The following is a 24472-nucleotide window of genomic DNA, read 5'->3' on the forward strand; positions in this document are numbered from 1 at the left end:
CGCTCAGCCGGCGGCGCCGGCGCGCTGCCGGTCTCCGCGCGCCGTGTCACCGGAGTCGTCCGGCCCGGCCGGGCCGCGCCGGCGCAGCAGCCAGAACACGCCACCGCCGACGGCGAACGTGAGCAGCACCCCGAGCGCCCCGGACAGGCCGGTGGAGAGGAAGCCGTTGTCGATCCCGGCGACCCCGTAGTCGGCGAGCGGACCGCCCACCTCGTGCTCCTTCTCCTGCTGCGCCGGGCAGGAGCCGCCGGTGATCTCCCCCTCGGAGTCGACCGTGCAGCCCTTGAGCAGCGAGGAGTCCAGCCCGTCCGGGTGCGACGAGGCGTAGTTGCTGACCACCCCGGCCAGCAGGAGCGCGACCAGCAGGCCGACCGCGACGAAGCCCCAGGACCGCTTTCTCACCGGACACCTCCGACCGCCGGGACGGGCGCCGGTGTGGCCGGCTTCAGCGCCCGCAGCGCGTACACCAGGTCGGGCCGGACCTTGGCGACGGTGACCACGGTGGTCGCGGTGATCAGTCCCTCGCCGATGCCGATCAGCAGGTGCGCGCCGGCCATCGTGGCGGCCAGCCCGGTGATGTTGCCGCCCAGGTCGGTGGTGCCGCCGAGCCAGTACTGCAGCACGAAGCCCTGAGCGGCGACCACCACACTGAGCAGTGCGGAGACGAACGCCGTCACGCCCAGCCCGGCCGGCGTGCGCGGCAGCACCCGCAGCAGCCCGGCGATCAGCAGGTACGCCACCGCGGTGCCCAGCAGCGCCATGTTGGTGACGTTCAGGCCGAGCATCGCGACGCCGCCGTCGCCGAAGACCAGGGCCTGCACCACCAGCACCACCGCCACGCAGAGCGCGCCCACCCAGGGGCCGACCAGCAGCGCGGCGAGCGCGCCGCCGAGCAGGTGGCCGCTCACCCCGGCGGTGAAGATCGGGAAGTTGAGCATCTGCACGGCGAAGATGAAGGCGGCGACCAGGCCGGCCATCGGGGCCAGCCGGTCGTCCAGGTCACGGCGGCCGCGCAGGACGCAGACGGTCAGCGCGGCGAGGGCGAGCGCCGCGAATATCCCCGCCACGGGACCGTTGATGATCCCGTTCGAGATGTGCATCGCCAGGGTGTCCACCGGCCCAGCCTATTTCCACGACATCGCTGTTGCCAAGATATGGCAACAAGCCATGGTGTTGATCACCGTACGCCCGGCGCGCGTCGATCGCGCCGCCCCCGACCGGCGGTAGGGTCGTCGCCATGACCGCGCCCGACCGCCTCAACCCCGGCGACCCCGCTCCCGACTTCACCCTGCCCACCGACACCGGCGGGACGCTCGCCCTGGCGGACCTGCGCGGCCGCCGGGTCATCCTGTACGCCTACCCGGCGGCGATGACCCCCGGCTGCACCAAGCAGGCCTGCGACTTCCGCGACTCGCTCGCCTCACTGCAGGCCGCCGGATACGAGGTCGTCGGCATCTCCCCCGACAAACCGGAGAAGCTGGCCAGGTTCCGCGAGCGCGACGCCATCACCTTCCCGCTCGTCGCCGACACCGACAAGGCGGTGCTCACCGCCTACGCCGCGTACGGCGAGAAACAGATGTACGGCAGGACCGTCACCGGGGTGATCCGGTCGACCTTCGTCATCGACCCGGACGGCAAGATCGAGCGGGCGTTCTACAACGTCAAGGCCACCGGGCACGTCGCCAAGCTGCGCCGCGACCTCGGCCTGGACTGAGGCTGCCGCACCGGGCCACTACGGTGCGTACGTGGTCCGGTACAAGTACACGCCCGAGCGGCTGGGCGAGGTGGCCGCCGCCGCGCACAGCGTCACAGTTCAACTGATTCTCAGGGAGGCTGGACTCCACACCGAGGAGGCCCGACGCTCTAGACTCAGCGGGTCGGCGGGAGTGGCGTAACAGGCAGCCGCGATAGGTTTAGGTCCTATTGTCCGATTGGACGTAGGGGTTCGAGTCCCCTCTCCCGCACCAACGCACCACAGTTGCAAGCGTCACGATCAGGGGTTCGCGACGCCCCTGCCAGGTCAGGATGGCCGGCGTGAGCCTGTGCTTCCTCCTCGACCCCGACCTGACGCCCGAGCTGCGCCGGCAGGTCACCGACCTCTGGGTGGACGTCACCAATGCCGGTGGCGCCGTCGGGTTCGTCGCCCCGGTCACCGCCGACGACGTCCGCCCGGTCGCCGAGGCGACCTTCGACGACATCACGGCCGGCCCGGACCGGCTCCTCGTCGGGTACGAGGACGGGCAGCCCGTCGCGGTGCTGATCTTCGCGGACAACCGATTCCACCTCAAGGCCCACTGGGGCACCCTCAAGCGGGTCATGGTCCACCCGAGGACGCAGGGTCGCGGGTACGGCGTCGCGATCATGCGGGAGGCCGCGCGCCTCGCCCCCGAGCTGGGCTGGCAGGCGCTGCACGTGACCGTCCGGGCTGGGCTGGGCCTGGCGCGGTTCTACGCCCGGCTCGGCTACCGCGAGGTGGGCCGGCTGCCGGCCGCGCTGCGGGTGGCGCCCGGCGACGACCGCGACGAGGTCCTCATGTGGCTCGACCTGGACCAGCCGACGGGCTGACCCGGCGAAGACCGGGCGCGCTGACGCGCAGCTCGATCCGACGCCACCACCACCCGCGTCGTGCCGCCCGCGGGTCAGGAGCAGCCGACGGCCCGGGTCTGCTCCGCCGTCGGCGCGACGGCCGCGTCGAGCACCGCCGCCGCGGCGCTGCCCGTCGGTTGTAGCCCTGCCGGTGGCGGCGGCACCGCGGTCTGGTCGGACACCTTCGAGACGGCCACCGGCGTGGCGGAGCGGAAACGTCCCGGAGTCGCCCTGGCGTACCTCGACGGAACGCAGCGGGTTGCCGTGGTCTCCGACGAGCACGGCGAACCAGTACTGCGAGGAGCCTTCCTTCATCCGGAAGGTGAGCGGCCCGGTCGGCGCAGGTCGACCCCGATCGTGGCCTGGGCCGCCGCTGTCACCAGGCCACGCCGATGCCGTCCCCCGGGTACCAGTGGTCGCGCGGGGTCTCCCGGTAGGCGAGGAACTTGCGGCCGGTGCGTTCGGCGTGCTCGGCGAGGACGTTGGTGTGGGTGACGTTGTCGGTGAGCAGGATCGCGCCGGAGGCGAGCTTGGCCTCGACGGCCTCGAACTCGCGCCGTTCGTGGGCGCGGCTGTGGTCACTGTCGTGCAGGAACAGGTCGACCGGGCGGTCGAGCGCGCCGATCGAGGCGATCGAGTCGCCGATGACCAGGTCCACCACCTCGGACCAGGGCGCGGTGCGGGCCAGGTAGCCGGCCTCGGGGTTGATGTCCAGCGAGGTGAGCCGGCCGGTGTGCCCCTCGGCGGCGTTGCGCAGCAGCGCGGCGGCGAGCACGCAGCTGCCCAGCCCCTTGTCGACACCGGTCTCCACCACATGGGCGGGACGGGTGGCGCGGACGATGGCGTACCAGCCGATGCGGCGGGCGTACCGGACCTGCCTGTCGGCCAGGCCGCGGCGCGCGGACCCGGCGGTGGCCTGCTCGATGTGGCCGCGCAGCGTGTCGTCGGACTCGATCTCGTCGAGGTACGCGCGGACCTGCTTGACCGGCACGTCGCAGACGACGCTGACGAACCAGGCGAGGTGCTGCCGGCTGAGCTTCGTCAGGTCGTAGGTGTAGTTGTGGTGCTCCCGGGAGGTGAAGAGCCACCGGGTGGTGGTACGGATCACCTTGGCGTCGTGCCGGGCGACCCGGGCGAGTCGCTTGGGGAAGGCGGCGACCGGGGCGAGGCGGGTGCGGGCGATGGCCCGGCGAAGCGTCGTTGCGTCCACGGGAGGGTTCTACCAGGCGAAGGTGAAGATCGGCGAGGAAAGTTTCGATTCACCGTCCGGGTGTCCGGGGTCGACCGACCGGACGAGGGGCCCCCTGCCGAAACGTGAGTAAGTAGCATCACGGCCATGTCCGATCGCCAGCAGCTCGCCGACTCCGTCTCGCGCCCGGAGGCGTCCGACGTGGACTCCGACGGTACGGGCGAGGCGTCCGCTCCGGCTCCGCGTCGCCGTCGGGGGCGGCGGATCGCTCTGATCGTGCTGCTGGTGGTGGCGTTGCTGGCCGGCGGCGGTGTGCTCGCCGGCGGTCTGTACTACCGCTCGGTCAACTCCTCCATCGACCGGGTCGACGCGTTCACGGAGGTGCCCGAGGAGTCCCGTCCGCAGGTGGTCACCAAGGGCGCGATGAACATCATGATCCTGGGCAGCGACTCCCGCGACCCGGAGAACACCGGGGGTTCCCGCAGCGACACCATCATCCTCGCCCACCTGCCGAAGGACCGGTCGAGCGCCCAGCTCATCTCGATTCCGCGGGACACCTGGACGAACGTACCGCGTTCGAGGCAAGGCCGGGGCGGCCGCGATGCCAAGATCAACGCCGCGTACGCCTGGGGCGGCGTGCCGTTGATGGTGCAGACGGTGGAGAGGTTCACCGGCGTCCGCATCGACCACGTGGCGATGGTGGACTTTGCTGGCTTCAAGGAGATCGTCGACGCCCTGGGCGGGATCAACGTCGACGTGGAGAAGAGCTTCACCTCGATCCACCCCCCGTTCCGCACCTTCAGCCCGGGCCGACAGCGGATGGACGGCGAGGCGGCGCTGGACTACTCGCGGCAGCGCAAGCAGTTCGCCGACGGGGACTTCGCGCGCATCCGGCACCAGCAGCAGGTGATTCGGGCGATCCTGGACAAGGCGGCCTCCGGCGGCGTGCTGGCCAATCCCGGCAGACTGAACTCGTTCGTGAAGGCCACGTCGAACGCGGTGGCGGTCGACAAGTCACTGTCCCTCCTGGACCTGGCCATGGAGCTGCGGGGCCTGCGGAGCGGCAACCTCACGTTCGTCACCTGCCCGGTGCAGGGGACGGGCCGGGTCGGCGGCGAGAGCGTCGTGTTCGCGGACAGGTCCAGGGCCAGAACCCTTTTCGACGCGGTCAGCCGCGACTCGGTTCCCGACATCGTGGCTGCCGGAAAGTAGGACACCGGACTACCTTGCCGGCTCTGGTGGCGCGGCAGGTCCGCTCGTATCCTTCGATCGGCCCCGGCACTGCACGGCTGGCCAGGGGTTCTCACGGGGGAGGATCGACCATGTCACGCCTATCGGCGTTCAGTCACCCGACTGCGCCCGGAGCGGAGCTCGACGGAGCATCGAAACAGCCGGTGGCGATGCAGGACGACTCGACCGACGGTGCGGGATTCGAGGCGGTGGTCCCTCCCGTGCGGTCGCCGAGCCAGACGCCGGCCGAGGCGGAGACGCGCACCGGTCTCGACACGACCACGGTCCTGCCCTACGCCAGCTCCCGGGCCTCGAAGCGCACGCGCTGGCTCCGGGCCTGGATGATGACGGCGCCCATCGACGTGGTCGCCCTGCTCGCGCCACTGCTGGTGAGCCAGAACTACTGGCGCGGGACCCTGGTCAACGCCGGCCTCACAGTGGCCTTCTTCGCGGTCGGCGGGCTCTACCGGGCCCGCCGGCACATCAGCATCCTGGACGAGCTGCCAAGCCTCGTCGGGCGGCTCCTGGCCGCCGGTGCGGTGGTGGCCATCATCGCGGCTCAACGGCACGACTCGGTGCCGTACGTCAGCGGGTTCATGCAGGGCGTCGCACTCTCCGCCGGCCTGGTGATCGTAGGCCGTGCGGTCAACCGCAAGTTCATCCTCGTCGCGCGCAAGCGTCGGTGGGTGGAGCACAACGCCATCGTCATCGGTAGCGGTCCGATCGGCGCCGAGCTCGCCCGGCTGCTCCGCCGCTACCCGCAGTACGGCCTGCGGTTCGTCGGCATCGTCGACGCCCCGGCGCGGCAGCGCGCCGGGGCGCTTCCGCTGATCGGCACCCTCGACGACCTCGAACACCTCACCAGGCTGACCGAGTGCGAGGTCCTGGTCATCGCCGATCCGGACTGTCCGGAGTCCACACTGATGGACACCCTGCTCCGGCCAGCCAGCTCGCGCTGCGACCTCTGGGCGGTGCCTCGCCTCTGGGGTTCGCGGTCGCAGGGCGGCTATCCCGACCACATCGGGGCCATCCCGATCGTCAAGATCGGGGACACCGCGCTCACCGGTCCGCGGTGGAGGATCAAACGGGCCTCCGACCTGCTCTTCGCCGCGCTCGCGTTGATCGTGCTGAGTCCGGTGCTCCTGCTCTGCGCGATCGCGACGTTCCTCGACGGCGGCCGCGGCATCTTCTTCTACCAGGAGCGAATCGGTCGGTACGGCGAACCGTTCAAGGTCATCAAGTTCCGCTCGATGCGGCCGGTCGACGAGCACGAGTCGCAGACGAACTGGTCCATCGCCAACGACCGGCGGGTCGGGCCGATCGGGCGCTTCATGCGCCGGACGTCACTGGACGAGCTGCCCCAGCTCTGGAACATCCTGAAGGGTGACATGAGCGTGGTGGGGCCACGGCCGGAACGGCCGTACTTCGTCGAGAAGTTCTCGGTCGAGTACCCCCACTACGCGATGCGCCATCGAGTCCCGGTCGGCCTCACCGGGCTCGCACAGGTCAGTGGCCTGCGGGGCGACACGCCGATCTCCGACCGGGCGCGGTTCGACAACTTCTACGTCGAGAACTGGTCGCTCTGGCTCGATATCAAGATCGTGCTTCGCACCGTCGCGGAGGTCTTCCGCGGTGGTGGTCGCTGAGCCGGCCCGCCGTGCGTCGTGGGCGTACCCTTCCATCCGGTCGCCAGGTCGGTGACGGAGGTCCACAGCAGCTACCGCTGGCCGCATCCGCACCCGGATCTCACCGTTGCGCTGCGGGCGATCGCTGAGGTGTTCCTCTGCGGACGTCGACGCTCCCGTCGTCACTCGCCTCCTCGGTGGACAGCAGCCCAGGCCCGGCCACGAGCGGTACAGGCGCGCGGGTGGCGGGCACCACCGGCACGGCGTCGGCCGCGCGCATGCTGTCGAGCGACCGCAGGAGAGCCCGCCGGAGCCGCCTCGCGACCGGGCGTTCGACCAGTCGGTGGACGAGGTACGCGAGTAGCAGCAACCCGACGATCGTCGCCCCCAGCAGCACCCACGCGGGAAGGTACGGTCGGGCCGCGGCGATGACCGTCAGGCCGATCTGCGCGTGCAGCAGGTACAGCGGATAGGTGAGGGCGCCGGCGGTGGTGAGCCATCGCCACCGGATGCGGTCGGACCAACCGTGTGCGATGAGCGCCATGGCGACGAAGAAGACCGTGACGCAGGCGGCCGCAGGCAGGAACTCGCTCGTGGAGTACGTCTTGATCTCGGTCCAGAGACGGGAGACGGCGATGATCCACGAGCACCCGACGATGCCCCAGAGCACAGCGTTCGCCCCGAACCGGTACATCAGGTAGAAGGCGATTCCGGCGACGAAGTACTGGGCGTAGCCGCGGCCGACGAGGATGAAGACGGCCTCGTTCTGCACCCACGGGGCGACCAGCGACGCCAGCGTCCACAGCACGCAGAACGCCACCACGCGTCGGACGGTCATCCCGCGCGCCACCACCACCAGGGCGAACAGCACGTAGAACAGCAGCTCCACGGCAAGCGTCCAGTAGGCCCGCTCGACGTCGGGGACGCCCATGAGCGACTGCAGCATGGTCATGTTGACCAGGACGTGGGTCCAGTCCCGGTGCGCGGCGAAGACCGGGAACAGGACGAGGACCGCGGTGGTCGCCACGACGGCGAACCAGTACGCGGGGTAGAGCCGCACCACGCGCGCGACCGCGAACTCCCCCACGGTACGGCCCCAGCTGCTCATGCAGATGACGAAGCCGCTGATGAGGAAGAACATCTCCACCCCGAGCCAGCCGTACCCCGCGGCGCCGGCCAGGCCGGGGAAGAGCTGATCGGTCGGGGCCCGCCAGGCGTCGTCGCGCACGCCCTCCCCGTGCAGGAGGTGGTACACGACGACCATCAGCGCAGAGAGCAGACGCAGACCGTCGAGCACGACGAGACGATCGTTCCCGCCGCGCCGGACGGCACCGTGAGGCTCCATGGTCTTCCTTAGGTCGAACGGCCCGCCGGTCTGCGACGAGCGACGAGGATGGGGCGCGGCAGGCTACCGCCGAAACTGGTCAGGGCCCGGCCACACGGCTGCGTACGCCTTGGCGAGCTGCTCACGCACCGCGTTCGAGCTGTGGAAGTCCACCGCCCACCGTCGGCCGGCGGCGGCGAGCCGCCGGCCGCCGGCCGGATCGGTGAGCACACGGCTCAGCTCGTTCACCCAGGCCTGCGCGTCCGCTCCCACCACGACCTCGTGATCGTGCCGTACCCCCGCTCGACGGGCAACCTCGGGCGTGGTCACCGTGGGAACGCCCGCTGCCAGGGCTTGAATCAGCTTCATCTGCACACCCGTGCCACGCCAGACCGGAACGATGGCCGCGGAGGCCCGCGGGTAGTAGGGGGCGACGTCGGGGACGTTGGCGTGGATCTCGACGCCGCTGCCACGGAAGGCCTGGACAGAGGCGGGCGGGTTGGTCCCGACGATGTCGAGTACGGCGTTCGGGACCCGCTTCTTCACCTCGGGCCAGCAGTTCTTGAGGAACCACAGCAACCCGTCGACGTTCGCCTCGTACGTCAGCCTCCCGACGAAGAGCACCCGGGGCTCCGTCGCCCGCGGGGTCGCGTCCTCCGGGTGGTCGTACGGGCTCCGGACGACGTACGTGTTCGGCCGCTCCTCGCCCGGCTCGAAGGGCGCCGACACCATCAGCGGCACATGGTTGGCCACCAGGGCGTCCTCCCGTGCCTGCATTCGGGGTGCCTCGATCCTGCCCACCAGCTTCCACTTGGGGCCGGCGGTCCGGGCGAGCTGGCTGTAGTACTCGCTGCGGAACTCGTCGAGGTCCACGATCACCGGCACCGGCGCACACCGCTCCACGAGGTGCACCGTACGGAAGACGTTGAGATGCACGACGTCCGGCCGCCACTGCCGGAGCTCGCTGGCGAGCGCGGTCGACAGCTGGGGCACGTCGGCGTAGGCCTGCTGGAGGGAGGTGCCGGTCGGCAGCGCCGTGGCACAACGAAGCATCGACGTGACCCGGCTACGCGGCACCAGCACGGTGGACTCGACCGGCAGTTCCCGGGCCTGCCGCACCTCCTCGTCCGAACTGGTCAGGCCGAGGAAACGGATCTGGTGCTCCTTGGCCAGAATCTCGAGCAGGGCCAGGCTCCGCGGGCGGATCTTCGAAGGAATCCAGGGAGCAACGAAAAGAATCTTCATACCGGAAGCCTCCGGAGGGCGCGGGCCGAGAATTTGTCCATCGCGGTGCCGTACTTGTCGCAGTACGCGACCAACCCCGAGCGGTACAGTCGGTTCTTGCCGACCGCACTGGTGCTCGTGCTCTCCCGATGCATGGCCCATGCGGTCCCGATCGACACGACACGCCAGCCGGCACCGCGCAGCCGCCGGCAGAGGTCGACGTCCTCGAAGTAGAGGAAGAAGGAAGGATCGAAACCGTTGACGCCGCGGAATGCGGTGGCCCGCACCAGCATGCAGAATCCGGACACCCAGGCGACGTCCGCGACCGCTGCCGATCCGCTCTTGTCGAGGTAGTCCAGCATCGGGAGCCGGCTGCGGAGCAGCTGCGACCTGGCGAGTCCACGCTTCACGCGGCCGGGAACCAGGTGGTCGACGCGCAACGCGGCGAGCCATTCCTTGGCCAGGCTCACCTCCGGACCCGCCGAGATGCCGGGCTCGCCGTCCGCGTACCGCATCTGAGGCGCGACGACTCCGACCTTCCCGTCGTCTTGGAGCGCCCGCGCGAGTTCCGCGTACGAGTCAGGCGTGAGCGCGGCGTCCGGATTCAGCAACAGGTAGGCCTCGGCGTCGGGAAACTGCTCCACCGCCGCGTTGATCGCCTTACCGAACCCCACATTGGAGGAACGGAGGACGTGCGGGGTGTACCGCGCGGCCACCTCGACACTGTCGTCGGAGGACGCGTTGTCCACCACCACGACTTCGGCGAGGGGCAGTTCACGCAGGCTGCCCAGGCTCATGGGCAGGTCCCGGACAGAGTTGTGGGACACGACGATGGCTACTGTCTTCACATTTCGCTCGCGATCCTGGGAGTTCATCGGTCACGCCGCCGACGTCGAGTGCTCGGCCGTGTGCGGCACGACCGGCATCGCCTGGTCGCTCCGCAGCACGGCATCACCGACGACGAGCAGCGACGCGTGCTTGAGGAGATACGTCAGGGAGACCGCCGCGGCTGCGCCGACCGCACCGAACAGCGCCGCGCCGCCGGCCACCGTGACGAGCAGCGCGGCGGCGCTCACCACGCCGATCTTCGCCACGAGTGCTCCCCGGCCCACGCCCTGCAGCACGGCGCCGCAGGGCGAACTCGCACAGAACGAGGGCACGCCTGCGAGCATGACGGCGATGACGGCGCCGGCCTTCGAATAGATCTCGCCGAACAACAGCTCCGCCACCCACGGCGCGGCGGCCATCCCGGCGGCGCTGATCGCACCGACCACGAGTGCCACGGCGAGGTTCATCCGCCAGAAGAGCCGCCGTGCCTCACCGGCCCGCGCGGTCGCCGTATGCGGCACCAGTACGGTGCTGAGTGCGGACGGGATCGACACGAACGGTGAGAAGATGCGAGAAGCGGCGGCGTACAGTCCCGCGCCGGCGCCCGGAGCGACGAGGGAGACGACCGTCGCGTCCAGGACCCGTGCCTGTGCCGAAACGTTGCTGACCAGGTATGCCCGCGACTCCAGCACCGCTCGCCACACGTCAGCGGCGGCGGCCACGCCGGAGATCCGGACCGCGAGACGCACGTGGACCTGCCCCAGCACGGAGGCGACCACCAAGCCGTACGCGAGCGAGGCGAAGGGTTCGCCGCCAAGTGCGACGGCGGTCACGAAGATCGCGACCTGCACGGCCTTCCGGCCCAGGATCGACACGACCGCGTGCCCCATCCGACCGTCGGCGATCGCGAGCGACAACATCGTCTCGACGTTCTTGTCCACCATCCAGCCGGCCGCGAGGAGCACGGCGATCCACGGTGCCATGGTGTCGGCGGTGAGGCCCAGGCCGATCGCCGCCGCGACGACCAGGCCACCGATCGTGGTGAGGACGTTCAGGCGCAGGCCCGCGCTGACGGCGGTGTCGTGCCCGAGTGCCCGCCACCGCAGGAGGGCGGTCGAGACGCCCGCGTCCGCCACCACGGCCAGGAAGGCCACCGCGCCGAAGTACCCGCCGAAGGCCCCGAAGCCTTCCGGGTCCACATACCGTGCCAGCAGAACCATCGCGACGGCCTGCAGCCCGCTGCCGGCGATGCGGGAGGCGGCCAGCGCCGAGGCTCCGCCCACCACCCCGCGCACGTTCGGCCGCCGGGACGAACGCGCCCGGACCGGGTTGCCCGGGTCGGCCGGTCCGGGTCGACTCTCCCGCCCACCCTCGAGCGCCCCGTCTTCCTGACCCGCGCTCCCGTGGCCTTCGCGCGTCGGGGCATCGCCCCCCCGGTCTCCGCGTCGTTGGTCCTGGTGCTGCTGGTCTTCCACCAGCCACACGGTCGCCACTCCCAGGACGAGGAACCACAGTGGCAGCATCGACTCGGCCATGACGCCGTACGTGGTGGCCACGATCCCGAAGTAGGCCACCGTGAAGGTGAGGCAGAACGCCGGGACGAGGGTCGGCCGGAAGACGCCCTTCCACACGCACAGCACGGCCAACGCCGAAGCCGGCGTGAGGAGGATGACCGCGCCCGGTATGCCCAGTTCAACGGCGGCGAGCAGCACACCGTTGTGCACCGGCACGCCGTTCGCCACGATCGGATCCATCCGACCGACGACTTCCACGTAGTTGTTGGGGCCGATGCCCCACCACGGTCTGCTGACCAGGAACTCCAGTGCGCTGGACACGATCTGCGCCCTGGCGCCGCCGGCCGGGTCGGCGATCATCCGAAGGATGAACACGGGGACCGCCGCGACCACGCCGATGCCGAGCAGTACGAACCCGAGGACGGTCTGCCGGCCTCCGCCGCCGGTAGGGACTCCTGCCGCGACCCGCCTGCGCAGCATCAACTCACCCGTCACGATCAGCATCAGGACCGCCAGCAGCCCGGTCCGGCTGCCGGTCAGGGCGGTCGTCGCGAGCGCGGCGGCGGGAATCCCGTATCGCCCGACGATCGCGGGAAGCTGAATTCGGCCGAGGCCGAGGCGGCTGTCCGGTCCTGTGCTGAGGTAGTAGAGGGCGAGGACCAGCACGATCGCCTTCGCGAGGTTGACCGGATGGTTGAGCGTTCCGTTGGTCCGGTCACCGAGGAAGAGGGCGGCTTCTGCGGTCCCCATGGGGTTGAGCGGCACACCGAGCCATTGCAGGGCCGCGCAGCCGAACTGGGCGGCGATGACTCCGGCGGAGGTCAGTCTGAGTACGGGGGCGGCGGACCTGTGCTTGGCGAGCAGAGATCCCACGGCATAGGCGACCGGTGCGGACAGATACTGCACCGCTCCGACCCACTCCCGGGTGGAGGCGCCACCGCGAATCACGATGCCGATGCCGATGCACAGCGCCAGAGCAACGATCCCCGACACCACGACCGGCATCCATCGCAGCCGACCCCGGGTCGTCGCCAACAGCACCACGGAGGCCACGACGAGTGCGATCATCCAGGTCGACGGCGCGAAGACCGGAATGGCGATGCCGACGTGCCACGGCACGTCGCCCTGACCGAACGTCTTGGGCAGCAGCGCGAGGCAGGTCAGCGTGACTGCCGCGCTCAGGGCCACCGGCCATTCGGTACGAGCGATGGCTACGGCCGACGAACCGGTCCCTACCGTTACCGTCGGGCCCACTGGCGTACTTCCGCGCCCTCGTCGGGCTCCGTGCGGCCTCGCCGCGGCTGCCGCACGCCGGCCGCCACGGCCTTCACGACTCCCGCGGCCACGGCCCCGCAGGCGTAGCCCACGGCGGCTGCGCCCGGTCGCCCGACCCGCAGGCCTTCCGAGAAGACCCCCAGCATCCCGCTCATCGTGCCCTGGCGCCGGGCGTACGTCATGACCGATCCCAGGTAGTAGTCACCGCGGTCCCTGGGGGTCGACGAGCTGAGGTACTCGCGGGCCCAGTCGAGCTCGCGGGCCAGCGAGATCGAGCGTGACACGCCGTCACCGATCGCGTCGTACCGCGTCAGGGCATCGTCCAACTGCCGGACCACCAGCCCCGGGACGTTTCGGGAAAGTTGAAGGAGCCAGCTCAGGTCCTGGTGCAGACTGAGCCCCTCGTCCAGTGGCACGGTCGCCGGAAGCGACCGCGGGAAGAGCAGGGTGGAGGACGGGAGGAACGCTTGCCCGCGCTGCACCCGGTGCCGGCGCAGCAGGTTGTTCTCCAGGCTGCGGCTGGGGTCGTAGGCCGCACGGGGCCAGGTCTCGGAGCCGTGTGCGAAGTCCACCACCACCTTGGTGGACGAGATCCAGGTCGACGACCCGGCGAGGCCGGCCTCGGCGACGTCGCGCACCTGGCGCTCGATCTTCGTCGGATGCCAGAGGTCGTCGTCGTCCAGGAATGCGACCAGGTCTCCGGTGCACCTCCGGACACCGGCCATCCGGGCGGCATTCCCGTTTCGGCGCTCGAGGTAGCGCAGCAACCGGACCCGCGGGTCGCTCGGAAGGTCCACATCGGTCTCGGAGTTGAGCACCACGTGGACCTCGGTGACCGGATGCGTCTGCCCGAGCACGGATTCGACGGCCCGGCGAAGTCCCGACTTGCCGACCGAAGGGATGACGACGCTGACTGTGGGACGCCACGTCGCGGATCGCGTCGGCACTGTGGGATCCACCCGACCCTTCCAAACCAGTTTCGCGACAACGGAACCGCAACGCGCTCAGCACGCTGCTGACCGTACGCGGGCACCACATGTTACAGAGCGCTGGCCTCGGGCGATGCCCCTCCGGCCGCGCCACCTCCGCCGGCGCGCATCACAGGGACAACGTCGTCCGGATGCCGTTGGCCACCTTGCGCACCTCACCGACCTGCGCCGCCGGCGCGGTCATCCTGATGACGACCTGACGGTCGACCACGCCGTCGGGGCTGCTCCGCCACCACCCGATCACGACCAGTCCGTACCGGTCCTTCCCGTCGATGTCGGGGGATTCGGCGAAGGTCGTGTTCCCGGCCTGGACCCATTGCAGGCCCCACGCCTCCTCGGCCCGCCGGTACGCGGCCTGCACCTCCTCGCCGCAGGGCTTCGGGCAGTTCCGGACGATGATCTCGCCGCCCACCTCGGGGACCCCGGGACGTGAGATGCCGCAGAGATACCTGGCGAAGCCGGGACCGCGCTGCCGCGCGTCACAGGCCCAGGAATCGGGCACCTTGAAGGTGAATCCGAGGCCGGCGGGGCTCTCGTCCTTGACCCCGTCGGCGTCGCCGAACTGCGGCTCGGTGGGCCAGGATCCGGGCTTGGGCGGCTCGACGCCCGGGCTGCGTGGTGCGCCGGTGGGAAAGGCGACCGGCTCGGGACTGCTGGACGCGGCCGCGGACGATTCCGGTCCGGCAGAGCCCGGTGCGTCACCGGCGGACCGCCAGACGAAGATGCCGGCACCCGCGCCGAGCGCCACGACGACCGCGATCGCGATGCCGACCCAGAGGCCGGTGCGTCGCGGCCGCTCCCGCACGGTCGACCTCAGTGCCGGATAGCTGGTCGGGTGCGGCTCTACCCACGGAGACGACCCGTCCGGGGCGGACGGTGGTACTGACACGGGGGAGGCCGGCGGCACCGACGTGGGAGAAGGCGGCGTCGACACCGGCACCCCGGGGCCGGAGGTGGGCCGGTCCTGCGCAGGCCCCCCCTGGACGACTTCGGCCGGGTACTGCCCCGCGTCGGGGGACGTTGCACTGGTGGCGATCGGCATGGCCTGGGTGGGTTCGGTGAAGGCCAGCTGCGCCCAGGGTGGCTCGGTCGTGCCCGGATCGGTCGGTTGCGCCTGCGCCGGTGTCGAGGTCGGACGGTAGTCCAGGCCGAGGACGACGAAGACCTGCTCGGCCTCGGCTCCGCCGCCGGCCGCGTAGGCGACCCAGGGTGCCGGGGCGGTGAAGTCGGCGTGGAGGTAGCTCGGTCTGCCGTCGTGGTCCCTCAGGGCGGTCGCGATGGAGGCGAAGGACTGCCTCCACTGCTGGTCGGTGGCGACGGCTTCGTCGAGGATGGCAACGGTCAGCGCTCGGCCCTGGGCATCGACGGCTGACCACACCTTGCCCACCTGGCACGACCCCAGGGTCTCGAGCAACTGGAACGGACTGCCTGGCTGCATTCCACCCTCCCCGGAGCGACGGTGTGGATAGTAGCGAGCGGGCACCCGTCGACCGGAGGCGGACCGAGGCTGCCCGCTCGGCCGATCTCGGAATGTCAAGATTGCTCATGTGAGGATGAGGCGCTGGCTGGCTGCGGCAATCATGCTTCCGGTCCTGGCCGGTTGCGTGTCGTCCGGCGGCGGTGGCTCACTGGACCCGGCAGCCGCGTGGCATCCCCCGGTGGCACCGGGCACCACCGGAGCCGTCGACCTGGACGGCCGGCCCTTCCAGCTTCATGTGCCGGTCGGTTACGACCCGGCCAGGAAGGCCCCCCTCGTCGTGCTGCTGCACGGCTACGGGTCCAGCGGCGTCCAGCAGGAGCGGTACTTCAACCTCACCCCCGAGTCCGACCGCCGTGGGTTTCTCTACGCCACGCCGAACGGCACCACCGACCGGGACGGCATGAGGTTCTGGAACGCGACCGAAGCCTGCTGCGACGCCTACCGCAGCGGGGTGGACGACGTGACGTACCTCGAACGGCTCCTCGACGCCGTGGTAGCGGCGTACTCGGTCGACACCGCACGGGTCTATCTGGTCGGCCACTCCAACGGCGGTTTCATGGCCTACCGGATGGCCTGCGAACGTTCGATGCGGATCACCGCGATCGTCTCACTCGCGGGTGCCGTCGGCGACGCCCGGTCACTGTGCACGCCCCAGCGCCCGGTCAGCGTGCTGCAGATCCACGGCACCGCCGACACAACCATCAAGTTCGGCGGCGGCACGAGAGACGGCCACCGGTACCCGTCGGTCGACACCACGCTCGCCACCTGGCGGCGGATCAACAGCTGCTCGGCTGAGGCCGACACCTCAGCTCCGCGACTGGACCTCGAACCCCGGCTGCCCGGCGCGGAGACGGGGGTGACGACCTACTCCGTCGGCTGCGACGACGCCACCCGGGTCGAGCTGTGGGACATCAGAGGCGGCGGCCACATACCGAGGCTCAACGCGGTCTTCGCCCCGGCCGTCACCGACTTCCTCTACGCCAGCACGCCCCGATCCTGACCCTGGCCGGGGCGGCTCTCACGGGTGGCGCGCTGGGCGGCCTGCCCGCGGTACCTCTCGCGCCGAGCGCGCGACGGACGACCACCTTGCGCCCTGAATGGTTTCATGCATAGGCTCGCCTGGTGAATGAAGCGGTGCTCAACCTGGTCCAGGGGGCCCGGCTCACCCCCACCCAGCGGCGCATCGCGCACTGCCTGGTGCAGCACGCCGCCGCCGCGTCGTACCTGTCGGCCGCCGAGGTCGCCGAACTGGCCGGGGTGAGCCAACCCTCGGTGACCCGGTTCGCCATGGCGCTCGGCCACGACGGCTACCCCGCGCTGCGCCGCCGGCTGCGCGAGCTGACCGCCACCGCCGGCGCCGAAAGCGCCGACGACGGCAACGAGCTGCAGCGGGCGGTCCGGGCCGAGATGGCCAACCTCGACCGGCTGGCCGGGGAGCTGGCCGACCGGGAGCGGATCGCCGCCGCCGGGCGGCTGCTGGCGGCGAGCCGGCCGCTGCCGGTGCTCGGGCTGCGCGCCGCCGCACCCCTGGCCTCCTACTTCGCCTACTTCGCCGCCAAGGTGCACCCGGACGTCCGGGTGCTCGACGACGGCGGCAGCCTGCTCACCGACCGGCTGGAGCAGGCGGCCGCCGCCGGGGCGAGCGCCCTGCTCGCCTTCGTGCTGCCCCGCTACCCGCGAGAGACCTTCGAGGCGCTGCGGGAGGCCCGCGACGCCGGCCTCACCGTCGTCGCCATCACCGACTCCCCGGTCAGCCCCGCCACCGAGTACGCCGAGCTGGTGCTGCCCGCCGCCGTCGGCACCGGTCTCGTCTTCGACCTGCACACCGCCCCGATGGCCCTGGCCATGGTGGTCCTCCAGGCGATCTGCGACGCCTCACCGGCCGACACGCAGGCCCGCCTGGAGGCGTTCGAGTCGTCCGCCGCCCGTCGCCAGTTGTTCCTCGGCTGAGAGGAGTACGAGATGCACCAGCCCGTCCGCGCCGCCCGCGGCACCGCACGCACCGCCCAGGGGTGGCCGCAGGAGGCCGCCCTGCGCATGTTGATGAACAACCTCGACCCGGAGGTGGCCGAGCGCCCGGACGACCTGGTCGTCTACGGCGGCACCGGCCGGGCCGCGCGGGACTGGCCGTCGTACCACGCGCTGGTGCGGACGCTGACCGGACTGCGTGACGACGAGACGATGCTGGTGCAGTCCGGCCGCCCGGTCGGGGTGGTCCGGACCCACGAGTGGGCGCCCCGGGTGCTGCTGGCCAACTCGAACCTGGTCGGCGACTGGGCCACCTGGCCGGAGTTCCGCCGCCTGGAGCAGCTCGGTCTGACCATGTACGGGCAGATGACCGCCGGCTCGTGGATCTACATCGGCACCCAGGGCATTCTCCAGGGCACCTACGAGACGTTCGCCGCCGTCGCCGCGAAGAGGTTCGGCGGCAGCCTGGCCGGGACGCTGACCTTGACCGCCGGCTGCGGCGGGATGGGCGGGGCCCAGCCCCTGGCGGTCACCATGAACGGCGGCGTCTGCCTGATCGTGGACGTGGACCGGACCCGACTGGACCGCCGGGTGCACGACCGCTACCTGGACGAGGTGGCCGACTCGCTGGACGACGCCGTCGACCGGGCCCTCGCGGCGAAGCGGGACCGGCGGGCGCTGAGCGTCGGCGTCGTCGGCAACGCCGCCACGGTCTTCCCGGAGCTGCTGCGCCGGGGTGTCGCCATCGACGTGGTGACCGACCAGACCAGCGCGCACGACCCGCTGTCGTACCTGCCGGAGGGGGTGGAGGTCGACGACGCACGGGAGTACGCGGCGGCGAAGCCGGCCGAGTTCACCGACCGGGCCCGGGCGTCGATGGCGAAGCACGTCGAGGCGATGGTCGGCTTCCTCGACGCGGGCGCGGAGGTCTTCGACTACGGCAACTCGATCCGGGGCGAGGCGAAGCTCGGCGGGTACGAGCGCGCCTTCGACTTCCCCGGCTTCGTGCCGGCGTACATCCGGCCGCTGTTCTGCGAGGGCAAGGGCCCGTTCCGGTGGGCGGCGCTCTCCGGCGACCCGGCCGACATCGCCGCCACCGACCGGGCGATCCTCGACCTGTTCCCGGAGAACGAGTCCCTCGCGCGGTGGATCCGGATGGCCGGCGAGCGGGTCGCCTTCCAGGGCCTGCCGGCGCGGATCTGCTGGCTCGGCTACGGCGAGCGGGACTCCGCCGGGGTGCGGTTCAACGAGATGGTCGCCTCCGGTGAGCTGTCCGCGCCGGTGGTGATCGGCCGGGACCACCTGGACTGCGGCAGCGTGGCGAGCCCGTACCGGGAGACCGAGGCGATGGCCGACGGCTCCGACGCGATCGCCGACTGGCCGCTGCTCAACGCGCTGGTCAACACGGCCAGCGGCGCGTCCTGGGTCTCCATCCACCACGGTGGCGGCGTCGGCATCGGCCGTTCCCTGCACGCCGGGCAGGTCTGTGTCGCCGACGGCACCGCCCTGGCCGGGCAGAAGATCGAGCGGGTGCTCACCAACGACCCGGCGATGGGCGTGATCCGGCACGTCGACGCCGGCTACGACGCCGCCCGCGAGGTCGCCGACCGCACCGGCGTGCGGGTGCCCATGGCGGAGGGGACGGCGTGAGCGCGAGGAGTGCAGCGCGGCGGAGCCCCGCAGCCGCGAACACAAGGAGCACCGCATGACCGACCTGGCCGCCCGGTTCCGGCAGCTCTGGGACAAGATCGCCCCGGTGGGGCGGGACGCCGGCAGCGGCGGCTACCTGCGCTACGCCCTCACCGACGCGGAGCTGCGGCTGCGGCAGTGGTTCCGGGAGCAGGCCGACCGGCGCGGCATGCCGGTGACCGCCGACGGCAACGGCAACCTCTTCGCCTGGTGGGGCGACCCGGGGGCCGGGGACGCGGTGCTCACCGGCAGCCACTTCGACTCGGTGCCGCACGGCGGGGCGTACGACGGGCCGCTCGGCATCGTCAGCGCGTTCCTCGCGGTGGACGAACTGCGGGCGGCCGGGGTCGCCCCGGTCCGGTCGGTGGCGGTGGCCGCGTTCGTGGAGGAGGAGGGGGCCCGCTTCGGCGTACCCTGCCTGGGGTCGCGGCTGCTCACCGGCGAGATCGCGGTCGACCGCGCGGCCGGGCTGCGCGACGCGGCCGGGGTGAGCTTCGCCGATGCGCTGGGCGACCGGCCGGCGGGCGCCGACCCGGGCCTGACCGGCCGCTTCACGGCCTTCGTGGAGCTGCACGTCGAGCAGGGCCGGGCGCTGGTCGAGACGGACGCGCCGGTCGCGGTGGCGAGCGCGATCTGGCCGCACGGCCGCTGGCGGTTCGACTTCCACGGCGAGGGCAACCACGCGGGTACGACCCGGATGGCCGACCGCCGCGATCCGATGCTGACGTACGCCTTCACGGTGCTGGCGGCGAACAAGGAGGCCCGGTTGCGCGGCGCGCACGCCACGGTCGGCCGGGTCGCCGTCGAGCCGAACGCCACCAACGCGATTCCGTCGAAGGTCACCGGCTGGCTCGACGCCCGGGCGGCGGAGCCGGACACGCTGCGCGGCCTGGTCGAGGCGGTGCACGCCAAGGCCGCCGAGCGGGCGCGGCGCGACGGCACCGGGCTGACCCTGACCGAGGAGTCGGCGACCCCGCTGGTGGCGTTCGACGGTGGGCTCGGTGGCCGGCTGGCCGCGCTGCTCGACGCCCCGGTGCTGCCCACCGGGGCGGGGCACGACGCGGGGGTGCTCGCCGCCCACCTGCCCACCGCGATGCTCTTCGTCCGCAACCCCACCGGGGTGTCCCACTCGCCCGCCGAGTCCGCCACCGACGCCGACTGCGCCGCCGGGGTGAGCGCCCTGGCCCGGGTGCTGGAGGAGTTGGCATGCCGATGAGCTGGCTGGCCGAGTACGCCTGGCTGCCCGAGCACGCCGCGCCGACGCCCGACGTGCTGATCGAGACCGACGGCGGGCGGATCACCGCCGTCACCCCGCTGACCGCCGGCCGGCCCACCGCCGGGGTGGAGGTGCTGGGCGACGCGGTACGACTGCCCGGGCTCACCCTGCCCGGGCTGGCCAACGCCCACTCGCACGCCTTCCACCGGGCGCTGCGCGGGCGTACCCAGGGCCGTCGGGGTGACTTCTGGACGTGGCGGGACGTCATGTACGACGTGGCGCAGCGGCTCGACCCGGACTCCTACCTGGCCCTGGCCCGAGCCGCGTACGCGGAGATGGCCCTGGCCGGGGTGACCTGCGTGGGCGAGTTCCACTACCTGCACCACGGCCCGGACGGCACCCGGTACGACGACCCGAATGCGATGTCGGCCGCACTGGTGGAGGCCGCCGCGCACGCCGGCATCCGGCTCACCCTGCTCGACACCTGCTACCTGACCGCCACCGTGGCCGGTGACCCGCTGGCCGGACCGCAGCGGCGTTTCGGCGACGGGGACGCGCTGCGCTGGGCCGACCGGGTGGGCGGGTTCACGCCGGACAACGACCACGCCCGGGTCGGCGCGGCGATCCACTCCGTCCGCGCGGTGCCGGCCGAGCAGCTCGCCACCGTGGCCGGCTGGGCGCACCGGCGAGGCGCGCCGCTGCACGTGCACCTGTCTGAGCAGCCCGCCGAGAACGACGCCTGTCGGGCGGTGCACGGGGTCACCCCCACCCGGCTGCTGGCCGACCGGGGGGTGCTCGGCCGGCACACCACCGCCGTGCACGCCACCCACCCGACCGGCGTGGACGTGGCGCTGCTCGGGGAGAGCCGGACCGGGGTCTGCCTCTGTCCCACCACGGAACGGGACCTGGCCGACGGGATCGGGCCGGCCCGGCGGATGGCCGAGGCGGGCAGCCCGCTCAGCCTGGGCAGCGACAGCCACGCCGTGGTGGACCTCTTCGAGGAGGCGCGCGCGGTGGAACTGGACGAGCGGCTGCGGACCCGTCGGCGCGGGCACTTCCGCGCCGACGAGCTGCTCACAGCGGCGACCCGCACCGGGCACGCCGCGCTGGGCTGGGGTGACGCCGGTGAACTCGCGGTGGGGATGCGCGCCGACCTGGTCACCGTCCGGCTCGACACCGCCCGTACCGCCGGGGTGCCGCCGGCCGGGGTGTTCTTCGCGGCCGGCGCCGCCGACGTCGACCAGGTCGTGGTGGACGGCCGGGTGGTGGTGCGCGACGGCCGGCACCTGACCGTGGACGTCCCGGTCGAGTTGCGCGACGCGATCGAGGCGGTGACCTCGTGAGCCCGGGCAGCCTGCTGGTGGACAACATCGGGGAGCTGGTCACCAACTCCACCGGTGGGGCCGGTCTGCTGGGCCTGCGCCGGGACGCCGCGCTGCTGGTGGAGGACGGTCGGGTGGCCTGGATCGGGCCGGCCCGCGACGCCCCGGCCGCGGACCGGCGCGTCGACGCCGAGGGCGCGGCGGTGCTGCCCGGCTTCGTGGACAGCCACGCCCACCTGGTCTTCGCCGGGGACCGGGCCGCCGAGTTCGCCGCCCGGATGGCGGGGGAGCCGTACACCGGGGGCGGGATCCGCACCACGGTCGGCGCCACCCGCGCGGCCTCCGACGACGAACTGCGGGCCACCGTGCGCCGGCTGCGCGGCGAGGCGATGCGGCAGGGCACCACCACCATCGAGATCAAGAGCGGGTACGGTCTCACCGTCGCCGACGAGGCCCGCTCGTTGCGGATCGCCGCCGAGTTCAGCGGGGACACCACCTTCCTCGGCGCGCACGTCGTGCCCGCCGAGTACGCCGACCGCCCCGACGACTACGTGGGCGTGGTGTGCGGGCCGATGCTGGCCGCCGCCGCCCCGTACGCCCGCTGGATCGACGTGTTCTGCGAGCGGGGCGCGTTCGACGCCGACCACGCCCGGGCGATCCTGGCCTGCGGGCAGGCCGTCGGGCTGGGCGTGCGGGTGCACGCCAATCAGCTCGGCCCGGGCCCGGGCGTGCAGCTCGGGGTGGAGCTGGGCGCGGCCAGCGTCGACCACTGCACCCACCTGAGCGACGCCGACATCGACGCCCTCGCGTCGACCACGGTGGACCGCACCTCCGGTTCGGGGACGACGACCGTCGCCACACTGCTGCCCGGGGCGGAGTTCTCCACCCGGTCGCCGTACCCGGACGCGCGTCGGCTGCTCGACGCCGGGGTGACCGTCGCACTGGCCACGGACTGCAACCCCGGGTCGTCGTACACCTCGTCGATGCCGTTCTGCGTCGCGCTCGCCGTACGCGAGATGCGGATGACCCCGGCGGAGGCGGTCTGGGCCGCCACCGCCGGCGGGGCGGCGGCGCTGCGCCGCCGCGACGTCGGCCGGCTGGAGCCCGGCGCCCGGGCCGACCTGATGATCCTCGACGCGCCGTCCCACCTGCACCTGGCCTACCGGCCGGGTGTCCCACTGATCCGCCAGGTTCTGCACAACGGAGTGCCGCAATGTCGACCGTCATGATCCAGCCCACCGGGATCTCCCCCGCCGACGTACTCGCCGTGGCCCGCGGCACCGCCAAGGTCGTCCTCGACCCGGCGGCCGTCGAGACCATGGTGGCCAGCAGGTCCATCGTGGATGGCATCGAGGCCGCCGGCCGGCCCGTGTACGGCGTCTCCACCGGCTTCGGGGCGCTGGCCAACACGTTCGTCGCGCCCGAGCGCCGGGCCGAGCTCCAGCACGCGCTGATCCGTTCGCACGCCGCCGGGGTGGGCACGCCGATGCCCCGTGAGGTGGTCCGGGCGATGATGCTGCTGCGGGTACGCTCGCTGGCCCTCGGCCGCTCCGGGGTCCGCCCGCTGGTCGCCGAGGCCCTCGTCGACCTGCTCAACCACCAGGTCACCCCGTGGGTGCCGGAGCACGGTTCGCTCGGCGCCTCCGGCGACCTGGCGCCGCTGGCGCACTGTGCCCTGGTCCTGCTCGGCGAGGGCTGGGTGCTCGGCCCGGCCGGTGAGCGCATCCCCGCCGCCGAGGCTCTGCGCCGGGTCGGGCTCACCCCGGTCGGGCTGGCCGCGAAGGAAGGGCTGGCGCTGATCAACGGCACCGACGGCATGCTCGGCATGCTGCTGCTGGCGATCCACGACGCCCGGCACCTGTTCACCATGGCCGACGTGACCGCCGCCCTCGCGATCGAGGCGATGCTCGGCTCGGAACGGCCGTTCCTGCCGGAGCTGCACGCCATCCGGCCGCACCCCGGTCAGGCCGCCTCGGCGGCGAACATCCACCGGCTGTTGCAGGACTCCCGGGTGATGGACTCGCACCGCGACGACCTGGCCCACGCCGTGCAGGACGCGTACTCGATGCGCTGCGCGCCGCAGGTGGCCGGCGCGGCCCGGGACACCCTCGACTTCGCGGAGACCGTCGCCGGGCGGGAACTGCTGTCGGTGGTCGACAACCCGGTGGTGCTGCCGGACGGGCGGGTCGAGTCGACCGGCAACTTCCACGGCGCGCCGCTCGGCTTCGCCGCCGACTACCTGGCCATCGCCGCCGCCGAGGTGGGTGCGATCGCCGAGCGTAGGGTCGACCGGCTGCTCGACGTCGCCCGTAACCGGGACCTGCCGGCGTTCCTCTCCCCTGACGCCGGGGTCAACTCCGGCCTGATGATCGCCCAGTACACGGCCGCCGGGATCGTCGCGGAGAACCGTCGGCTCGCCGCGCCCGCCTCGGTCGACTCGCTGCCCACCAGCGGCATGCAGGAGGACCACGTCTCGATGGGCTGGGCGGCGACCAAGAAGCTGCGCGCCGTGCTGGACAACCTGACCAGCGTGCTCGCGGTGGAGCTGCTGGCCGCCGTACGCGGGTTGCAGCTGCGCGCGCCGCTGGTCCCGTCGCCGGCCGGGCGGGCCGCCGTCGAGGCGCTGGGCGCCATCGCCGGGGAGCCCGGGCCGGACGTCTTCCTCGCCCCGGTGATGGAGGCCGCCCGGACGGTGCTGGCCGGTCCGGAGCTGCGGGCCGCGATCGAGCGGGAGGTGGGACCGCTGGCGTGAGCGGGAGGTGGGACCGCCCGCACCTGGCCGTCACGTAGAGCCACTGCCACCTAAGGTCACTTATCGTGACGGCAAGCGGAGAGCCGGCATCGCCCTGGCTGACGCTTTGCTCTGCAGCCATGGACGCACCACCGCCTTGTACAGGACTTTCTTCGGCTCCGACCTGACGCCCCAGCGGCCCGACCGGTTACGTTCCGCATCTGGCGCGTTGGTGGGTGCAGAGCAAAGGCAGCATCGACAGGCCCCGACACCAACGCGCCG

At 72.0% G+C, this 24472-nt stretch carries 21 protein-coding genes and 1 tRNA gene; 12 read left to right on the plus strand and 10 right to left on the minus strand.

The window, feature by feature from the left end; all coding sequences use genetic code 11:
- Positions 1 to 3 precede the first annotated feature (3 nt).
- Entirely contained in the window at positions 4 to 402 is a 399-nt protein-coding gene (locus tag GA0070560_RS24000) for a PDGLE domain-containing protein (RefSeq protein WP_091301726.1), read from the minus strand.
- Complete coding sequence (locus GA0070560_RS24005; protein ID WP_091301728.1) at positions 399 to 1115, minus strand: energy-coupling factor ABC transporter permease; 717 nt, start codon at positions 1113 to 1115, stop codon at positions 399 to 401. The genes GA0070560_RS24000 and GA0070560_RS24005 overlap by 4 nt, the downstream gene beginning before the upstream one ends.
- Positions 1116 to 1237: 122 nt before the next feature.
- Between GA0070560_RS24005 and bcp the strand changes: the two genes are divergently transcribed.
- From bcp to GA0070560_RS24020, 3 genes are all read left to right on the plus strand, one after another.
- Positions 1238 to 1714, plus strand: coding sequence for a thioredoxin-dependent thiol peroxidase (gene bcp / locus GA0070560_RS24010; RefSeq protein ID WP_091301730.1), 477 nt, complete (start codon positions 1238 to 1240; stop codon positions 1712 to 1714).
- 166 nt (positions 1715 to 1880) lie between these two features.
- Positions 1881 to 1967: transfer RNA gene (locus tag GA0070560_RS24015), tRNA-Leu, on the plus strand.
- 58 nt (positions 1968 to 2025) lie between these two features.
- Positions 2026 to 2565: a GNAT family N-acetyltransferase gene (locus GA0070560_RS24020; RefSeq protein WP_425412702.1), complete on the plus strand. Its 540-nt coding sequence runs from the start codon at positions 2026 to 2028 to the stop codon at positions 2563 to 2565.
- Between the two features lie 74 nt (positions 2566 to 2639).
- Here the strand turns inward: GA0070560_RS24020 and GA0070560_RS29845 are convergent, their stop codons facing one another.
- On the minus strand, positions 2640 to 2768 hold the full coding sequence (locus tag GA0070560_RS29845) for a hypothetical protein (RefSeq protein WP_281185064.1): 129 nt from the start codon (positions 2766 to 2768) through the stop codon (positions 2640 to 2642).
- Positions 2769 to 2962: 194 nt separating this feature from the next.
- A complete protein-coding gene (locus GA0070560_RS24025; protein WP_091301732.1) occupies positions 2963 to 3796 on the minus strand; it encodes a class I SAM-dependent methyltransferase in 834 nt (277 codons plus the stop codon).
- Positions 3797 to 3922: 126 nt separating this feature from the next.
- Here GA0070560_RS24025 and GA0070560_RS24030 point away from each other — a divergent pair, with 126 nt between their 5' ends.
- A complete protein-coding gene (locus tag GA0070560_RS24030; protein WP_091301734.1) occupies positions 3923 to 4987 on the plus strand; it encodes an LCP family protein in 1065 nt (354 codons plus the stop codon).
- A 188-nt stretch (positions 4988 to 5175) separates the two neighbouring features.
- On the plus strand, positions 5176 to 6651 hold the full coding sequence (locus tag GA0070560_RS24035; RefSeq protein ID WP_091301804.1) for a sugar transferase: 1476 nt from the start codon (positions 5176 to 5178) through the stop codon (positions 6649 to 6651).
- Between the two features lie 100 nt (positions 6652 to 6751).
- On the opposite strand, the gene GA0070560_RS24040 is transcribed toward GA0070560_RS24035, so the two are convergent.
- From GA0070560_RS24040 to GA0070560_RS24065, 6 genes are all read right to left on the minus strand, one after another.
- A complete protein-coding gene (locus GA0070560_RS24040) occupies positions 6752 to 7927 on the minus strand; it encodes an acyltransferase family protein (protein ID WP_170839558.1) in 1176 nt (391 codons plus the stop codon).
- A gap of 111 nt (positions 7928 to 8038) precedes the next feature.
- Complete coding sequence (locus GA0070560_RS24045; protein ID WP_170839559.1) at positions 8039 to 9199, minus strand: glycosyltransferase; 1161 nt, start codon at positions 9197 to 9199, stop codon at positions 8039 to 8041.
- Positions 9196 to 10053: a glycosyltransferase family 2 protein gene (locus GA0070560_RS24050; RefSeq protein ID WP_091301740.1), complete on the minus strand. Its 858-nt coding sequence runs from the start codon at positions 10051 to 10053 to the stop codon at positions 9196 to 9198. Before GA0070560_RS24050 ends, GA0070560_RS24045 begins: the two co-directional genes overlap by 4 nt.
- A gap of 3 nt (positions 10054 to 10056) precedes the next feature.
- The gene (locus GA0070560_RS24055) at positions 10057 to 12708 is read right to left on the minus strand and encodes an O-antigen ligase family protein (RefSeq protein ID WP_091301742.1); all 2652 of its coding nucleotides are present in this window, start codon (positions 12706 to 12708) and stop codon (positions 10057 to 10059) included.
- Positions 12709 to 12758: 50 nt separating this feature from the next.
- Entirely contained in the window at positions 12759 to 13754 is a 996-nt protein-coding gene (locus tag GA0070560_RS24060) for a glycosyltransferase family 2 protein (protein WP_342670436.1), read from the minus strand.
- 139 nt (positions 13755 to 13893) lie between these two features.
- On the minus strand, positions 13894 to 15222 hold the full coding sequence (locus GA0070560_RS24065) for a hypothetical protein (protein ID WP_091301746.1): 1329 nt from the start codon (positions 15220 to 15222) through the stop codon (positions 13894 to 13896).
- A 220-nt stretch (positions 15223 to 15442) separates the two neighbouring features.
- Between GA0070560_RS24065 and GA0070560_RS24070 the strand changes: the two genes are divergently transcribed.
- From GA0070560_RS24070 to hutH, 7 genes are all read left to right on the plus strand, one after another.
- Positions 15443 to 16264, plus strand: a complete 822-nt coding sequence (locus GA0070560_RS24070; protein ID WP_170839562.1) for a CE1 family esterase — start codon at positions 15443 to 15445, stop codon at positions 16262 to 16264.
- Between the two features lie 122 nt (positions 16265 to 16386).
- A complete protein-coding gene (locus GA0070560_RS24075; protein ID WP_170839563.1) occupies positions 16387 to 17214 on the plus strand; it encodes a MurR/RpiR family transcriptional regulator in 828 nt (275 codons plus the stop codon).
- A gap of 12 nt (positions 17215 to 17226) precedes the next feature.
- The gene (gene hutU, locus GA0070560_RS24080; protein WP_091301752.1) at positions 17227 to 18882 is read left to right on the plus strand and encodes a urocanate hydratase; all 1656 of its coding nucleotides are present in this window, start codon (positions 17227 to 17229) and stop codon (positions 18880 to 18882) included.
- 55 nt (positions 18883 to 18937) lie between these two features.
- On the plus strand, positions 18938 to 20137 hold the full coding sequence (locus GA0070560_RS24085; RefSeq protein WP_091301754.1) for an allantoate amidohydrolase: 1200 nt from the start codon (positions 18938 to 18940) through the stop codon (positions 20135 to 20137).
- Entirely contained in the window at positions 20128 to 21480 is a 1353-nt protein-coding gene (locus GA0070560_RS24090) for a formimidoylglutamate deiminase (protein WP_091301756.1), read from the plus strand. Before GA0070560_RS24085 ends, GA0070560_RS24090 begins: the two co-directional genes overlap by 10 nt.
- On the plus strand, positions 21477 to 22688 hold the full coding sequence (gene hutI / locus GA0070560_RS24095) for an imidazolonepropionase (RefSeq protein ID WP_091301758.1): 1212 nt from the start codon (positions 21477 to 21479) through the stop codon (positions 22686 to 22688). Before GA0070560_RS24090 ends, hutI begins: the two co-directional genes overlap by 4 nt.
- Positions 22673 to 24211 (plus strand): histidine ammonia-lyase, encoded by a 1539-nt coding sequence (gene hutH / locus GA0070560_RS24100; protein ID WP_091301760.1) that lies wholly within the window; start codon positions 22673 to 22675, stop codon positions 24209 to 24211. Before hutI ends, hutH begins: the two co-directional genes overlap by 16 nt.
- Positions 24212 to 24472 lie beyond the last annotated feature (261 nt).

This window comes from Micromonospora halophytica (assembly GCF_900090245.1).
GTDB lineage: Bacteria > Actinomycetota > Actinomycetes > Mycobacteriales > Micromonosporaceae > Micromonospora > Micromonospora halophytica.

Bases quoted from the DNA above. Each gene is read 5' to 3' on its own strand.
- GA0070560_RS24085 (WP_091301754.1), top strand. From the start codon at position 18,938: ATGACCGACCTGGCCGCCCGGTTCCGGCAGCTCTGGGACAAGATCGCC.
- bcp (WP_091301730.1), top strand. From the start codon at position 1,238: ATGACCGCGCCCGACCGCCTCAACCCCGGCGACCCCGCTCCCGACTTC.
- GA0070560_RS24035 (WP_091301804.1), top strand. From the start codon at position 5,176: ATGCAGGACGACTCGACCGACGGTGCGGGATTCGAGGCGGTGGTCCCT.
- GA0070560_RS24090 (WP_091301756.1), top strand. From the start codon at position 20,128: ATGCCGATGAGCTGGCTGGCCGAGTACGCCTGGCTGCCCGAGCACGCC.
- GA0070560_RS24050 (WP_091301740.1), bottom strand. From the start codon at position 10,053: ATGAACTCCCAGGATCGCGAGCGAAATGTGAAGACAGTAGCCATCGTC.
- GA0070560_RS24030 (WP_091301734.1), top strand. From the start codon at position 3,923: ATGTCCGATCGCCAGCAGCTCGCCGACTCCGTCTCGCGCCCGGAGGCG.
- GA0070560_RS24020 (WP_425412702.1), top strand. From the start codon at position 2,026: ATGGCCGGCGTGAGCCTGTGCTTCCTCCTCGACCCCGACCTGACGCCC.
- hutU (WP_091301752.1), top strand. From the start codon at position 17,227: ATGCACCAGCCCGTCCGCGCCGCCCGCGGCACCGCACGCACCGCCCAG.
- GA0070560_RS24065 (WP_091301746.1), bottom strand. From the start codon at position 15,222: ATGCAGCCAGGCAGTCCGTTCCAGTTGCTCGAGACCCTGGGGTCGTGC.
- GA0070560_RS24045 (WP_170839559.1), bottom strand. From the start codon at position 9,199: ATGAAGATTCTTTTCGTTGCTCCCTGGATTCCTTCGAAGATCCGCCCG.
- hutH (WP_091301760.1), top strand. From the start codon at position 22,673: ATGTCGACCGTCATGATCCAGCCCACCGGGATCTCCCCCGCCGACGTA.